The sequence below is a fragment of the Candidatus Omnitrophota bacterium genome (genome assembly GCA_023819145.1).
In the GTDB taxonomy this organism is placed as follows: Bacteria; Omnitrophota; Gorgyraeia; order DTHP01; family DTHP01; genus JBFWKV01.
In genome coordinates, this window is sequence record JAMWCW010000002.1 from 79,003 (window position 1) to 93,929 (window position 14,927).

The window sequence follows — 14,927 nt, forward strand, 5'->3', positions numbered from 1 at the left end:
CTTTTATCTTTTCTGAAAACCCTCCTATAGGATAACTAAAATATTTAACAACAACTTCGGTATTTTTCTCAATATCTTCTTTACAGCCATAAATTTCTTCCAGAGTTTTTCTTCATTTTGTATAGAAGGAAGATAAATATGATTTCTTGTATGCCCACCAAAATCTATAATTTTACTACCCACCATTTCTTTTATCTCATCCCAGTTTAAAAAATCAATTTCTTTTCCAACTTTCCCAGTAATTAAAAAAATAATTGCCGGAAAATTACATTCCTTAAGTATTGGATAAGCATAAGTAAAATTATCTTTATATCCATCGTCAAAGGTTATCACCACTGTTTTGCGGGGAATTTTCTTTCTACTTTCCATTATCTCTAAAAATTCGTCTAACTTAATTATCCTATAATTAGCTTTCTTTAAATAGGCAACCTGCTTTTTAAAATTATCGGGTTTAACCGAAAGGAGGTTATCATTATCGCTTATACTGTGATAAAGTAAAACAGGAATACTATATTTGGGAAAAGCCCAAATAATAAAAATTAAAATGCACAAAAAAATAACAAAAATTTCCTTCTTCATCTTTTACATTTTAAGTTGAACTTTATTTGTCAAATTATACAATGTTTGACGAGTGATACCAAGGATCTTAGCAATCTCCGAAACATTATATCCACGAGTTTGCAATCGTTTTGCCAGATAAATCACGCCTTCTTTATCCTGAGGAGCACATCTTCTCTTACTCTTGCGACACTCCTCAATCATCTTATCTATCGCTAATTCTTGCAGAAGAAAATCTTTTTTAATTGCTCCTTTAAAAAGAACTTGTGGGAATTTATGAATTATACACTTACAGAAATCAATTACTGCTCGAGGGTTTTCGTTTATATCTTTATATTCCAGACTCGGATAATTACTTAACATATCTTCATAAATTTTGGCTGCTTTTTGTAAATCACCATCAATGATCTTAAGGATATAACTGCTTCTTATAAAACTTTTCTTTCCAGGATTTATATAAACTCCTACTGAAGACCAACGATAATCTTGGGCTTTTTTAACTAATCCTGCTTTCTGAGGATTAAGATGAATATATAGCGAACTACCAATAAGGTGTGTGTCATCTAAGCAAATACTTGCCCTATAAACCCCACAAAATACATGCCCTTTTCTTTGATATTTTGAATTAAAATTCAAGGCATAGGTAGTATTTAATGAATGCATAGCCTTAGAAAGGTTAGGCTCGTTTATTTTTAAAAGAAGATGATAATGATTGGGCATTAAACAAAAAGAAAAAGGTTCCAAGTTAAATCCTTTTACCCACTCTTTCAAAAGAGAAAGCATCCTGAAATAATCATCTTCTTCTACAAAAATCATTTCATTTCCTGGTGCACGTTGAGTAATATGATAAATCCCTCCCGCACTTATAATTTTGTTCCTATACGAGAAATACAATCTTTCTTCCATCTAATTTTACATTCTGTGTTGAACTTAAAGTGTAAATTTTATTAGATTATCACAAATATATTCAATTTCTTTTTTTGTTAGATGCGGAGACATCGGTAACGATAAAATTTCATCAGCTACTTTTTCGGCAACAGGAAAATCTCCTTTCTTATAACCCAATTCTTTATACGCTACCTGTAAATGCAAAGGAATAGGATAGTGAATTAATACAGAAATTCCTTTTTCCCTCAATTTTTCAACAACTTTATTTCTATTTTTAACTCTTACTGCAAAAATATGATACACATGCTCTGCATAAGGTTCTTCTATTGGCAAAATAATATTCTTACGTTCCTCTAAATATTTAATATAAATTTTTGCATTTTTGCGCCGCATCTCGTTCCATTTATCTAATCTCTTTAATTTTGCAGATAAAATCACTGCTTGGAGAGTATCTAATCGTGAATTGTATCCTTTTATAATGTGTTCGTAACGCGACTTCCTTCCATAGTCTCTTAACATCAACAGCTTCTTATAAATTTTTTCATCGTTAGCCACCACTATTCCTCCATCTCCGCAAGCTCCCAAGTTCTTGGTGGGATAAAAACTGAAACAACCAACTTCTCCCATAGTACCCACTTTTAAATTTCGAGCTTCGGATTTCTGGCTTCGGATTTTATATATCGCTCCATGTGCTTGAGCACAATCCTCTACTATTTTCAAGTTATATTTTATCGCAATTTTTAAAAGTGGCTCCATATTTACCGCATGTCCATACAAATGCACCGGGATAATCGCTTTAGTCTTTTTAGTGATTGCCTTTTCTACTTTAGAAACATCAAGATTATAAGTCTTTTCTTCAATATCTACAAACACAGGCTTTGCCTGAGTATAAGAAACCGCTAAAGCAGTGGCAATGTAAGTGAATACCGGAACAATTACTTCATCTCCTTTCCCAATGCCTAAACTCAAAAATCCCAAAAATATTGCATCGGTTCCCGAATTAACTCCTACTGCATATTTTGTTCCGATATATCTTGCAAATTCCTCCTCAAACTGCTTTTCCTTTTCTCCTAAAATAAAATCCCCTTTGCTAAAAAGTCCATCTAACCCCTTATCTACTTCCTTTTCTATCTCCTGATATTGCTTTTTCAAATCCACAAATGGCACCTTCATTTCATCATGCCTCCTATCTACTACCTCCTACAAGAGCATTCTTACTGCCTGCATTATCTCCTGTGGTTCTATCTCTTCAAGGCAAATCCTTCGTTCGCACTTTGGCATACGAAACTTCCAATAGCAAGGTCTGCACGGAACATCTTTAGTAACTACAATGTGTTCAAAACTTGGCGGGTACGGTCCATAAACCTTTTCATTAACTGGCCCAAAGATAGAAACTGTCTTCACTCCCAAAGACACTGCCATGTGTAGAGGCCCTCCGTCGTTACAAATAATCAACCTACATTGTCTCATTAAACTTGCCAAAGTGCGCAGGTCTGTTTTCCCTGCAAGATTCAAAGGTTTATCTTTTGTCTTTGCCACAATCTCATCACAAATTGCCCTCTCTTTTTCATCACCAAACATAATTATCTTTGCCTTATATAAGTCTCTCAAACGGCCTAATAAATTCGCCAATTTATCATACTTCCAGTGTTTTAACACCGCTTCCTTTCCCCAACTTGCCCCTCCTCCTGGAGCAATACCAATGATTAAATCTTCTCCCACAATAACACCGTTTTCTTTCAGAATCTGTCTTGCTTTTTCTTCCTCTCTAGCATCAAGATGAATCTCTAATTTTATCTGTTGAGGTTTTATATTTAAAAACCGGCACAATTCCAAGTAATGCGCTGGCACCGGCTTATAATGATAGCCATCAATCTTTATTTTGTGCGTGAGAAAAATACCCCTTTCTTTATAATCAAACCCAATCCGCTTAGGCACACGAATCAACCATAAAAAGAAATTATATTGTCTTCCCAAAGATAAATCTATGGCGATGTGAAATTTTCTTTTTCTAATTCTGCTTAAAAAAAGATAAAACTTCTTTACAAATGTAAATCTTGACCTTTTCCACAATGCCCGCCATTCATCTTTCTCAAAAACAAATATTTCATCTATACAGGGGTTATTTTCCAGTAAAGGAGCTACCCGCTTATTGCAGAGATAGGCAATAAAACTATCAGGGAAACTATTGCGGATATTGCGCAATAAGGGAGTAGAAAATAAAACATCCCCAATTCCAAAAGGATTAATCACCAAAATATGTAAACTGCTTTTCTTCCAATCAGCCATAACCTATTTTAGGCGATAAATATCTTCGAAAAAATGCATTGTTTTTTCTCCGGCAACTTTCCAAGAAAAATCCTTTGCCCTTCTTAATGACTTCTGGCGCAATTCCTGATTTAAATTTTTATCTTTAACTACTTTTAGAATTGCCTCGGCAATTGAATCAATATAACCAGGCTCAACTAGCAAGGCAGTATTCTTACCAATTTCAGCACAGGAAGAAGTATTTGAGGTAATCACCGGACAACCCGTCTGCATTGCTTCTACAATGGGCAAACCAAATCCTTCGTAAAAGGAGGGATAAACAAAACACTCACAAAGGTTATAAAAGAAATTGATATCTGTTTGTGGGAGATATCCTGTAAAAATAACTCTATCTTTTAAACTTAACTCTTCAACCAAATTAAATACCTCATCTGTTCCCCAACCTTTCATTCCCACAATAACCAACTGGTGGGGAATTTCTTCTTTTAACTTGTTAAATGCAGAAATCAGATTTCTTAAATTTTTCCTTGGCTCAATTGTTCCTACAAAAAGAACAAATTTATCTTTTATCCCAAATTTCTTAAGCAGAGATTTTGCCTTTTCCTTATCTGTCTCTTTTAGAGGAAAAAATTCTTCTCCTGCGCCCAAGTGAATTACTTTAATTTTATCAGCGGAACACTTAAAATATCTTATAACATCCTGCTTGGTATTTTCTGAGACAGTCATTATCCCATCCGCTCTCCCCAAAGCAGAAGACATAACTCTGGTTACTTTTTCGACCGTATCAGAAGAATGTCCCTCTGGGTACGCTTTAACTATCACATCATGAACTGTCAAAACAAATTTCTTTTCTTTGGGAGGAAAAAGGTCGTAACTTGAACTGTGGTAGAGATCTATTTTAGAAAAAAATACTTGTGGCCTTTTAAAAAATCTTTCCGTAAAGAAACGAAAGTTTTTGCTTTTTATTCTTGGGTTTTTCTTACCGCTAAAAGGCCTAATCCGACTGTAAAGCAAATAGCGATGGTGATGGTCAATTTTAGAGATAATTTTAAGCAAATTGTAAGTATACTGACCTATGCCTGTCTTCTCATTTTTCACCGTTGAACGAATATCAATTCCAATAACCATTCCAAATTTGGCTAAAAATTATTTTTTAAAAACGCAAGTAACAAACAAATAATTTCTTATCTTATTAATAACCCCAACCGTTTACCTCATATCTAAAAATGAAAACAATGCTTTTAATTTCTCTGCCTTCTTACCAAACCGCCTTAAATTAAATATTGCTTTCTGTTTATATCTTAAGAAATTATTTCTTGTTTTTTCTTTGCCTAAAAGCCGGCGATAATTAGGCCTGTGCCCGTCCTTAAGGGAATATTTTCCCTGTTTTTCTCTTCTCTTTTCTAAAAAATCATCGCGAATCTGAAAAGCAAGTCCTAAATTCTTACCATAATTTTTAAGCGTTCGCAACTTTTTTTCTCCTATTCCTGCAAGAATCCCTGTAATTTCTAATGTGGAAATAAACAAAGAAGCGGTTTTATAAAGATGTACTTTTTCAATCTCTTCTCGGGAATAATTAAAATCGCTATACTTTAAATCAAGAAACTGCCCCAAGCTTATTCCCTCAATTCCTACTGCTAAGGTAATACTCTTTATTATCCTTTCAAACTGCAAAACATTAACTCTTAACAGTTTTGCATTATAAGCAATAAGCTCAATTCCTTTCATTAATAGTGCATAGGAAGAAAGAATAGCGTTTGCCTCGCCGCTTACCCGATGTAAAGCAGGTTTACCTCTCCGCAAAACCGCATCATCCATACAAGGGAGGTCATCTAAAATAAGCGAACTGGTATGAATCATCTCCAGCCCACAGGCACTTGGCAAAAATTTCTTCGGGTCCTTACCCAACATTTCTGCCGTTATCAAAACCAATAGAGCGCGTATTCTCTTACCTTTCGCCAGAGTGCTGTAACGCATCCATCTTAATAACTCCCCCCAATTTTTGTTTTCGCTTTTCAAAAAACCACTCAATGCTTGATTAACCAACTTTTCTTTCTCTTTCCAATATCCTTCCATAATTTTACACTTTAAGTTCAACTCAAATTGTCAAGTTTGAAGAAAAATCCTTTATATGCCCTACAACCTTAACCCCTGCCTTTTTAAAATAAAGCAAATCTAGAAAATCTCTTATAGACCTAATACGATTATAGATAAATTCAGGATGAAAAGAAACTCGATAAATTCTCTGCACAAGTTTCATAAGAGTTTCATCAGGAATAGGAGTTTTCATTATCGGTTCCTTCATGTCAAACCTGTCCCAAGAGAATGTCTTTAACCAACCCTTCTCTTTACATTCTTCAAATAAAGGAGTACATGGATAGGGAATTACCAGAGTTGCTTGTACTGTGTACGCATATCCTTTCCTTAAAAGCCAGCTTCCTAACTTCAATGTTTTTAAAGCATCTTCATAATCTTCCCATGGATAACCAAACATAATAGTAATGTGTGGAAAAAGTTCTGCCTTACGCGCAATTTTACAATCTTCTATAATTTTTTCCACGGTTAAATTTTTGTTTATTCTATCTAAAGTCTTTTGATTTGCTGACTCTAGTCCAAAAAGAAGCAACCTAAAATTAGCCTTTTTCATTAACCTAAAATCCTCAAAAGTCAATGCTCCAAATCTCATATTACAGTCTATATATATTTTTTTATGATAACCTCTCTTTATCATTCCTTGACAAAACTCCTTAAGCCAATCTCCTTTGGGAAAGGTTCCTGTATCATCCATTATTTCTTTTATTTTATACCTGTCAATCAATATCCCAATCTCACTTAGAACATTATCCGCTTTTCGTACTTTAAATTTGGGATACAAAGTAGGCCAACTACAAAAACTACATTTTCCCCACCAGCAATCTCTACCTGACATAATATAAGTTCCTGGAGTACGTTTATAATTTCCATTTTTATAAGCGTAGAGTTGCCATTTAGTCAAATCGCGGTCTATAAAAGGCAGAGAATTTAGATCGTGGTTTAGTTGAAAAATCCCAGTTTTTTTAACCTCTCCATTTTCACGGTAGTAAATCCCTGGCTCCAATTCCGACACTCCCAGTTGATAATTCGCAGTTCCTAATTTTTTAAGACTATTACATAGACTTAATAATAAAAAGTCATAATCACCACCCGTTAGAACAAAATCTACATTAGAATTTTGAAAAGACTCCTCTGGCAAAGCAGTAACATGGTCACCAAATAAAACAGTTATCGGGTTACAAAGTTGCTTGAGTTCATCTATTATACTCCAATGTTGTTTGATAACTGGGGTTTTTGTCTCCATCGCAATTAAATCAGGTTTTTCTCTCTTAATAATTTCCAAGAATTCATTATAAGAAATCCCTTCCGCAATTCCATCTATCCAGATAACTTCGTGTCCACTATTCTTTAACAAAGTAGCAGCCATTGCGGGAACTACTGGATAAATGTAGGTTGGTTCTTTAAAATACTGAAACTGGCGATTCTGACTCAAAAGCGGAGTTCCTTTTTTTGAATCTAAGGGAGGATAAGCAATTACTACCTTCATTATTCCTCTTTCATCTTTCTAGAAAATAATCCTTTTAAAAAATAAATACCGTAGGTAAAATGAGTTAGTATTATACCTAAAGACAAAAATAAAAATAATTTTAATCGACTAGATATCTTAAGTTTAGACTTCTCTACAGTAATTATTTTAAAAATACTAAAAAGAAGAGAAATAAAAATATAAAAAGAAAAAATAAAAAGAAAAACATTTCCAAAAAAAACATTTCCAATTATTCCCATAAATCCTGAAAAAATAGTAACAAGAATAAACAAAGAGGGAGTAAGATATGAAATCTTAAAAGAAGTTTCAGGAAACCGTTTAGCAAAATATCCCCTATGAAGTGCATAATTAGAGACCTGTTTTAAATGAGAAACAAATAAGGGACGACGGTGATGATAGACCACTAATTCTGGAACATAAAGAATTTTCTTACGCAGTTTTTTAACAATTTCTAAGCATAGGAAAGTATCTTCTCCAGGCCAAAAATTGGTTTTAAATCCTCCTAATTTTTCAAAAATTTCTCTACGAATAATGAAATTGCAGGAAGGATAATCATCCACTTCTCTTCTTCTTTCAGGACGGTAGCGATAAGTAAGCCCATCGCTTACCAAAAAAGTCTCATAAATCAACCCGCTGGATAATTGTCTCAAGCTATCTTCCTGAGGAGTTATTGCAGGACCACCTATCGCAGCAATTTCTGAATTCAAGAAATAACTCGTTCCTAATTTTAGCCAATCCTTTTTAGGATAGGCATCGTCATCAATAAAGGCAATAAATTCCCCTAATGAAATTCCCAGGATTTTATTTCTTTTTACAGGGGGATTAACTTTTCCTGTAGGGATAACTTTAACTTTTGAATCATGATAACTAAATTCTTCATCAGGTAAAACAATTATTTCATAATCCGAATAATCTAATTCCAAACAATGCCTTAAACACTCTTCTAAATAAGGATTAGACTTTTTGCAGGCAATAACTATGGATACTTTCATTATCTAAAATCTCCTATAATATCGTAAGATATAAAGGCGATAAAAAATAGCCAAAGTATCTTTAAAGATATTTAAAATAGAAGACAAATCCACGGAACTTTGCCAGTGTTGATCGAGCTTCACTGGTGCTTCTACTATTTTATAACCTAAGCGATGTACATTAACCAAAACCTCCACATCAAAAGCAAATCTTTTAACCAATATTTTGGGAAATACCCTTTCTAAAATCTCATATTTGAATAACTTCAATCCTGTCTGGGTATCACGCACAGGTAAGCCAAAAAGAATCTTGATAAGATAATAATAGCCCAAACTTAAAATACGGCGTAAGAGAGGATAATTAAGTCGGGAATTGGGATGGAATTTTGAACCAATCACCACATCCGCCTCATCAAGGAGCATAATATCAAAAAAGGTAGAAATCTGTTCAGGATGAAGGGATAAATCCGCATCCATAAAAACCACCCACTCTCCTCTACAATAACGAAATCCTTTCTTTAAAGCCCTTCCTTTTCCGAAATTCTTCTTATTCCTTGTAAGGATTATTTGAGGATATTTTTGCGCAAATCTTTTTAATTTAAAGAAAGTATCGTCTTCTGAACCATCATCAACCACAATTATTTCATATGGACATAAAAATTTTTCAAGTGTCTTTAAAATCTCAAATAGCGATGACTCAATAAATCCTGAGCCGTTATAAACAGGAACAATTACTGAAACCTTCCCATTTAAATTATCCATGATGATTATGCGGATTTATAAAATACCAACCAGAGATTTAAACACAAAAGAAATAAAAAAGATATAAAGATTAAAACAAGCACCTGCAAAAGACTTTTATGAAACAGAGAAATTAAAACAATCTCTAAGAGAACTGTTCCCAGAAAAATATTGAGGTATCTTCTCTTATCAAGAGATAAATAATAATTCATAAAAACAAAAAGAATACTAAGTAAAACCATATTAATAGAAAACATACGCACCAGAGGAAAGCATTCTTTATAGACTTTACCGACAAGCACCTTTAGTACCAACTCAGGGAAGAATATGGTAAAGAAAGCAATCAGACTAGAAAGAAAAAACATATAAAATATACTCTTTTTTAGAACAACCCTTGTATCTTTATTTTTTGCCTGAAGATTGGCCACCTTGGGAAACATAACCGCAATAATAGAAGAAGGGAAAAAGAAAACCATCTTACCTACCACTTGAGAAATAGAGTACAATCCTGCTTCAAGGGGCTCAAAAAATCGTTTTACCAAAATTATATCTATATTCAAAAAGGCGGTTCCTGCCAGAGTGACTATAAATACCGAAAATAGATATCTATAGACACTACTAAAATCAAAATCTTTATCTTCCAAGATAGAATTCATAGTCTTGGGTAAACTTTTTCTTTGAAAATAAAAAGAAATGACTAAGCCTAAAAAAGAAGAAATTAGAAATGACAACAAAGCTCCCCTTACCCCTAACAGTAATTTTATAAAAATAAAAACCAGGATTAACTTTGCTAAACCAGAAACAATAGAATTAAAACTTATATACCAAAATTTTTGTAATCCTACCAAAATAGACTGTGGAAGAGCAGAAAGATAACTACATAAAATAATCAAGTTAAGCAGAAGAAAATTAATTCCATTGGAAATTTTCAAAAAGTCACTCAGGGGTTTATGAAATACTGTAAGAATTAAAGAAATAAAGAAACCAATTAGAAATATCCATTTACCTAAAAAAATAATAAATCTTCTTATTCTATAGAAATTTTGCTGGGCATAAAATTGAGAGACAAAACGCCTAATGGCTATAGAAAATGCAGCGGGTAATTGAGAGAGAAGCATTAAAATAGACAATAAAGAATTAAAAATTCCAAAATCTGAAGGAGAAAGACTTCTTGTCAAAAAAATCGTATATATTAAGTTAAAAAAATTTGTAAAACTTGTTCCTAAAAACATAATTAAAGAATCTTTTGCCAAATCATCACGAAATATATTTTTAATATTCATATTAGGCAAGATTTTTTATCATCTAATTTTGTAAAATTTACCCTAACCGCATTTGCTAATTCCTTATGTTTAAAATCAATCATACTTTTAGCAATTTATTAACAATCTTAACAATTTTTTTCTTACTTAAGTAATTTTACACTTTAAGTTCAGCTTAAATTGTCAAATTTGGCAAGACGAAAGAAAATATTTCCCGAGTTATTATATGCTTTCCCAAGTAAAGGAATGTTTTTGTCCCCTGTGTCTAAAAAGTATATTTTTGCATCCAGACTGTGGCGCATTATGTCTCCTTTTCTTCTCCTTAGCAATAGATTCACCTCCCACACTTTATAGGCTCTTCCTTCTATTCTATACTCCTTTTTATTTAACACCTCTATCTTCACTCTATAGTTTGCCTGGTTGGAATTAAGATTCAATTCTTCTCCTTTATATGCATCAAATTTTATCCTCATCAAATAAAAAATCAGAGAAAGCGGTTCATGGGTAAACGGAAAAATCACATACCGTTTTCCTTCAGAGATTATATACCCCTCTTCTTGATTATAAATAATCTCATTTTTCTCCTTTATCTTATCATCCATGTGTATCTCTGTAGAAAAATACACTGGAAGCATCTTTGATGTATCCAGATAAGAAATTATCTTTGCCTTCGCCGGTTTTAGCCAAGAAAAAGGAAATGTATCCTCTGCAGTCATCTCAAGCTGATATATAGACCTCTGATTATATTGTGAAAGGCCTATTGAATGATAAAACGCCTTACCTATAGGAAAGACATTTAAATAATTAATCTGAAAATTTAAAGAAAAACTATCTTTCAATATTTCTAATCTTTCCGGAGAAGCAATTACTTTTCTAATTATCGTTTCTATCTTATTATTATAATAATTTTCCCAGCCTATAAGAAAAATTATTAACCCTATAAGAATAAAGAAAATTATTTTAAGTTTCTTCATCATTCTAACATACATAAATTTGGATTTATTGGCTCAGCAATCACTTCATAAACATCAATAGGTCCTGTTTTTTTAACACACATAATATCTTTTTTAGGACACTCCTCTGCGGGAAAGCTCTTAACCAACTTAAGAGAGGAATTTTGAGGTATTTTTTCAAATTCTTTTTTATCCTCCAAAAGCTCTGAATTTAGATATCCATCATAATGCACAATTACATATCTTACACCCCTCCATTTCAAAATTCCCGCAGTTCTTGGTTCTGAGAGATTACGAATTTCCTGAGCAACTCGGTTAGCATAACTTCCTGGGATTGTCCCATTGATAATTTTCTTCTCATGCTTTGTCTGATAAAACTTATACATTTCATTGGGTGAGTCCGCATCCAGAGGATATTCGGCAATAGCAAAATCGCCGGGTTGCTCTTTAAGCCAATAATATACTTCAGGCACTTTTGAGACATCAATTACCTTATACGGTGGATAGTTCCAGAATTCAAAAAGCACCAGACTACAGAAAAGCGCAGTTATAGCAAGCTTTGTCTTCCGGTGCTTAAATCTTTCTAAAATAAACTTTAAACCAAATCCTGCCAAAACACTAACTGGCAGCATCAGCACAATCCCAAACCGACAATAAGCCCGAAACATTGGCAGTATCTTATACATAAAAAACGAAGGCATAAAAATCTTAATTGGTCCAAATTTCCACCAGGGCGGTTGAGAAAAAAACCAAGCCACAATTGACAAGAATACAAAAAATCCAATATAAAAATCTTCTCTTTCTGTTAACTGTTCACTGTTAATTGTTAACTGCTTATTTTTGCGTCTCTTTCGCCAGGCTCTAAATGCAATAAAAGCTAAGGTAAGCCCTGTCCATCCCAAATAAAGCGTATGCTCGGTAAAACTTACCCCATACAAATGCGAGCCAATAAACCTCTCCGTAAATTTTCCAAAAATCGGATGAACCACCGCAGGAAGAAGATAACTTAATGGCTTTGCCGATTGGGTAAATAAATCTTCAAAGGGTCGGGCATAATGACTAAAAGCCGAAGGAGTAAAATTTATTTTATTCATAGATAATCTATTCTTTATCGCCCATAAAAATTGGGGAAGCAGAATAACAAAAACAAGCGCCATAGAAATAAAGACTTTTCCCAGAAATCTAAAGTCAGAAATAAATAATTCATTCTTTTTAAAAAATTTTACTCTCCAACGATAAAAGAAAACATAAACCAAAAAACAGAATAGACTGATTATCCCCATATACATTATTGACCAGTCAAAGGATAAAAGAAGAAAGAAACTTATAAAAAATAAAAAGATTCTCTTTTTGCTGAATGGATTTTCTTTTAATAAAATTACACTCAAAAGAATCAAAAGAAGCCATTGATTATAGGTTAACCCTACGTGTTGCCAGATGCGCACAAATTGATAGGGGCAAAGACCAAAGATTGTTCCTCCTAAAATTCCTGAGAGTTTATTTTTTGTGAGATAAAAGACTAAAAGATAGGAAAATACCAAAGATAAAAAGAGATTAAGTAAAATCTGGATATTCCAGGTAAGCACCGGGGTGGTAAAAATACTCAAAAGATGTGTCCAGAAAAGCCAGAGATAAGAGATAGAACCTGATGCATACAAGTCCATACCAAAAGGATGAGCAATTAAATCCGTTCTTTTTAAAGAGAGTTTATTTAAAAACGAATACTTAATCCTCCAAAAACTCCAAATTGCCCCATAAGGCTCATCGGTTGAGAAAAAGCCAGGGATATGGGTAGTGGTTTCAAAAATTAAAGGAAAAGTCATCGCTATAATCAGAAGAATAAAGATTATAGTAATCAAAAATTTTTTTCTCATTCTTTTTGTTTTTCTTCTCTTATAAACTTCACAAACTTAATCCCTACTCCCAGAACTAATACAAGATAGGCAAGATTGGCAATTTGCTCGGCAACCGGCTCTAATTTAAAGATTAAGAGAAATGCACATAAGATTAGCAGAAACATAAAGGTAAGAATGCATTTATCAGAAAATTCTCTTGTCATAATCCAGTAAACAATGCGGTTAGAAAGAAATAAATCTTTATCTTTTTGAAAATTCTCTTTTAATAACTTGATATCTATTTTTCTTGCTGAAAAAATTAGAAACAAAGGAACCATTATTATACCTACCAAAAATATGCTCATTCCTAAAAAAGAATAAATATGAAGAATAATTCTATAAGGGCTGAATTGGGAGATAAAAAAACTAAAAAGAAAAAATAAGAAACAGGGAATATAGGAAAGAATGATGATTAGAAGGTTTTTTGTTAGAAAAGAAAAAAATCTAAAGATAAAAAATATGGACAGGCTAAATAAAACAATGCCTAAAAGAAATTTTCTAAAATTGAATCTCTTTTCTTTTAAAAATTTACTCTCTTTAAATAGAACAGTGCCATAATCTGCGGTTCCTAAATGGTTCCTTATCCTTAAAGAATAACTCAAAGGCGAAACTATCTTAATTTTATTTGAGCCTTCATTGACCAGATCCTCTGGAAGAGAAAAATATAACTCCTTTAATTCTCCTCTTTTGCGAAAATAAAAATGGCTTAAGATTTTGTCATTAAAATAAACTTCTTGCGGAGAATCTTTTCCCCAGACCTTTAAAATATAGATATCTTTTTCTGGAAGATTAAATTGAGTTATTCCTTTTACATCCTTTAATTTCAATTTAAATCCTTTAAAATCTCCAATCACAAAATAATTGTAGAAGAAAGAAAATATCGCTCCTAAAATTAAAGAGATGAGAATTAATTTTTTATTTTGGAACATATTTTATTTTTAAGAAAATTAACTAAAAGAAAGATAATGCATCCCAAAAAAGTTATTCCTGAAATTCCTAATCCTAAATAGAACAAACTCTGCGGCCAAAAATAAATTGCCAGCACAAAATTCTCACCCAACCCCAATTTTTCCGGCTCAATATACCATCCATTGGCATAGCCATTGACTAAATGATGCGGGGCTTCTAGAGGTTTTTCAAACAAAAATCTTATATCTTGGGGTGTAAACTTCATCAAGTGTCTTGCCTCTTTTACTTTTAATTTCGGATAATCCGCCACGATTTCCTCAAATTCTGGTGCACTGATATTCTGGATTGCTCTATACAGTTTCCATTGCTTATGAAAACTCTCAGAGAATACCAACCACAATGGCTCCGTTGCTCTTTCTACTTTTACTAAGTATTTGGTAGGATTTATCTTTTTAAAGGTGATTTCTGGTTCATTTATGGATAGTGGCTGGATACTGGATACTGGTTCTAAAATCACCCACTCTACCTCAAAAGTCGGATTTTCCAACTTCTCATATTTATGCTTTCCTTTTGCCAGCTCAATCCTTTTTACCAAAACATCCCTTTCTAAATCCTCAAAATTTTTTGGCAACTCAAAATCATTTAATCTAAAGACCTGCTGGTCTATCTTTACCAGCGGGGAATTAAATTCATTGCTTTGTTTCGGTATCTCTTGACTAAAATCTCTGGGCTCGCTAACCTTTGGTTTCAGTTTTACTTTTAAATCGTATAATCTATTTTCTGAAATGGGATATATCTTTTTCTCCTCTGTATATAAATCTATACTTTGGGCATTTGCCTTTAAAACAATCATTAATAATCCAATCCCGATTACTATCCAGATTTTCTTAGGCATATTTTGG

14 protein-coding genes are annotated in these 14,927 nt (G+C 32.9%); all 14 read right to left on the bottom strand.

Annotated features, from left to right (window positions below; translation table 11 throughout):
* Positions 1-24: 24 nt before the first annotated feature.
* The 14 genes from NC818_01355 to NC818_01420 all read right to left on the bottom strand — a co-directional run bounded on the left by NC818_01355 (position 25) and on the right by NC818_01420 (position 14,920).
* A complete protein-coding gene (locus NC818_01355; protein MCM8783416.1) occupies positions 25-579 on the bottom strand; it encodes a polysaccharide deacetylase family protein in 555 nt (184 codons plus the stop codon).
* A gap of 3 nt (positions 580-582) precedes the next feature.
* Entirely contained in the window at positions 583-1,464 is an 882-nt protein-coding gene (locus tag NC818_01360) for a transposase (protein ID MCM8783417.1), read from the bottom strand.
* A gap of 24 nt (positions 1,465-1,488) precedes the next feature.
* On the bottom strand, positions 1,489-2,619 hold the full coding sequence (locus NC818_01365; GenBank protein MCM8783418.1) for a DegT/DnrJ/EryC1/StrS family aminotransferase: 1,131 nt from the start codon (positions 2,617-2,619) through the stop codon (positions 1,489-1,491).
* 27 nt (positions 2,620-2,646) lie between these two features.
* Positions 2,647-3,735 (bottom strand): glycosyltransferase family 9 protein, encoded by a 1,089-nt coding sequence (locus NC818_01370; GenBank protein MCM8783419.1) that lies wholly within the window; start codon positions 3,733-3,735, stop codon positions 2,647-2,649.
* 3 nt (positions 3,736-3,738) lie between these two features.
* Positions 3,739-4,842 carry a glycosyltransferase family 4 protein gene (locus NC818_01375; protein MCM8783420.1) on the bottom strand — a complete coding sequence of 368 codons (1,104 nt, stop codon included), beginning with the start codon at positions 4,840-4,842 and terminating at the stop codon, positions 3,739-3,741.
* An 81-nt stretch (positions 4,843-4,923) separates the two neighbouring features.
* On the bottom strand, positions 4,924-5,790 hold the full coding sequence (locus NC818_01380; GenBank protein ID MCM8783421.1) for a polyprenyl synthetase family protein: 867 nt from the start codon (positions 5,788-5,790) through the stop codon (positions 4,924-4,926).
* Positions 5,791-5,812: 22 nt separating this feature from the next.
* The gene (locus tag NC818_01385; GenBank protein ID MCM8783422.1) at positions 5,813-7,294 is read right to left on the bottom strand and encodes a B12-binding domain-containing radical SAM protein; all 1,482 of its coding nucleotides are present in this window, start codon (positions 7,292-7,294) and stop codon (positions 5,813-5,815) included.
* Entirely contained in the window at positions 7,294-8,286 is a 993-nt protein-coding gene (locus tag NC818_01390) for a glycosyltransferase (GenBank protein ID MCM8783423.1), read from the bottom strand. Before NC818_01390 ends, NC818_01385 begins: the two co-directional genes overlap by 1 nt.
* A 3-nt stretch (positions 8,287-8,289) precedes the next feature.
* The gene (locus tag NC818_01395; GenBank protein MCM8783424.1) at positions 8,290-9,027 is read right to left on the bottom strand and encodes a glycosyltransferase family 2 protein; all 738 of its coding nucleotides are present in this window, start codon (positions 9,025-9,027) and stop codon (positions 8,290-8,292) included.
* A gap of 5 nt (positions 9,028-9,032) precedes the next feature.
* Positions 9,033-10,289 (bottom strand): oligosaccharide flippase family protein, encoded by a 1,257-nt coding sequence (locus NC818_01400; protein MCM8783425.1) that lies wholly within the window; start codon positions 10,287-10,289, stop codon positions 9,033-9,035.
* 149 nt (positions 10,290-10,438) lie between these two features.
* Positions 10,439-11,245 (bottom strand): DUF3108 domain-containing protein, encoded by an 807-nt coding sequence (locus NC818_01405; GenBank protein ID MCM8783426.1) that lies wholly within the window; start codon positions 11,243-11,245, stop codon positions 10,439-10,441.
* A complete protein-coding gene (locus tag NC818_01410) occupies positions 11,242-13,095 on the bottom strand; it encodes a hypothetical protein (GenBank protein ID MCM8783427.1) in 1,854 nt (617 codons plus the stop codon). Before NC818_01410 ends, NC818_01405 begins: the two co-directional genes overlap by 4 nt.
* The gene (locus NC818_01415; GenBank protein MCM8783428.1) at positions 13,092-14,045 is read right to left on the bottom strand and encodes a hypothetical protein; all 954 of its coding nucleotides are present in this window, start codon (positions 14,043-14,045) and stop codon (positions 13,092-13,094) included. The genes NC818_01410 and NC818_01415 overlap by 4 nt, the downstream gene beginning before the upstream one ends.
* Entirely contained in the window at positions 14,024-14,920 is an 897-nt protein-coding gene (locus NC818_01420; GenBank protein ID MCM8783429.1) for a hypothetical protein, read from the bottom strand. Before NC818_01420 ends, NC818_01415 begins: the two co-directional genes overlap by 22 nt.
* Positions 14,921-14,927: the final 7 nt, after the last annotated feature.

Bases quoted from the DNA above. Each gene is read 5' to 3' on its own strand.
- NC818_01405 (MCM8783426.1), bottom strand. From the start codon at position 11,245: ATGATGAAGAAACTTAAAATAATTTTCTTTATTCTTATAGGGTTAATA.
- NC818_01365 (MCM8783418.1), bottom strand. From the start codon at position 2,619: ATGAAGGTGCCATTTGTGGATTTGAAAAAGCAATATCAGGAGATAGAA.
- NC818_01360 (MCM8783417.1), bottom strand. From the start codon at position 1,464: ATGGAAGAAAGATTGTATTTCTCGTATAGGAACAAAATTATAAGTGCG.
- NC818_01390 (MCM8783423.1), bottom strand. From the start codon at position 8,286: ATGAAAGTATCCATAGTTATTGCCTGCAAAAAGTCTAATCCTTATTTA.
- NC818_01380 (MCM8783421.1), bottom strand. From the start codon at position 5,790: ATGGAAGGATATTGGAAAGAGAAAGAAAAGTTGGTTAATCAAGCATTG.
- NC818_01370 (MCM8783419.1), bottom strand. From the start codon at position 3,735: ATGGCTGATTGGAAGAAAAGCAGTTTACATATTTTGGTGATTAATCCT.
- NC818_01375 (MCM8783420.1), bottom strand. From the start codon at position 4,842: ATGGTTATTGGAATTGATATTCGTTCAACGGTGAAAAATGAGAAGACA.
- NC818_01410 (MCM8783427.1), bottom strand. From the start codon at position 13,095: ATGAGAAAAAAATTTTTGATTACTATAATCTTTATTCTTCTGATTATA.
- NC818_01355 (MCM8783416.1), bottom strand. From the start codon at position 579: ATGAAGAAGGAAATTTTTGTTATTTTTTTGTGCATTTTAATTTTTATT.
- NC818_01385 (MCM8783422.1), bottom strand. From the start codon at position 7,294: ATGAAGGTAGTAATTGCTTATCCTCCCTTAGATTCAAAAAAAGGAACT.
- NC818_01395 (MCM8783424.1), bottom strand. From the start codon at position 9,027: ATGGATAATTTAAATGGGAAGGTTTCAGTAATTGTTCCTGTTTATAAC.
- NC818_01415 (MCM8783428.1), bottom strand. From the start codon at position 14,045: ATGTTCCAAAATAAAAAATTAATTCTCATCTCTTTAATTTTAGGAGCG.
- NC818_01420 (MCM8783429.1), bottom strand. From the start codon at position 14,920: ATGCCTAAGAAAATCTGGATAGTAATCGGGATTGGATTATTAATGATT.
- NC818_01400 (MCM8783425.1), bottom strand. From the start codon at position 10,289: ATGAATATTAAAAATATATTTCGTGATGATTTGGCAAAAGATTCTTTA.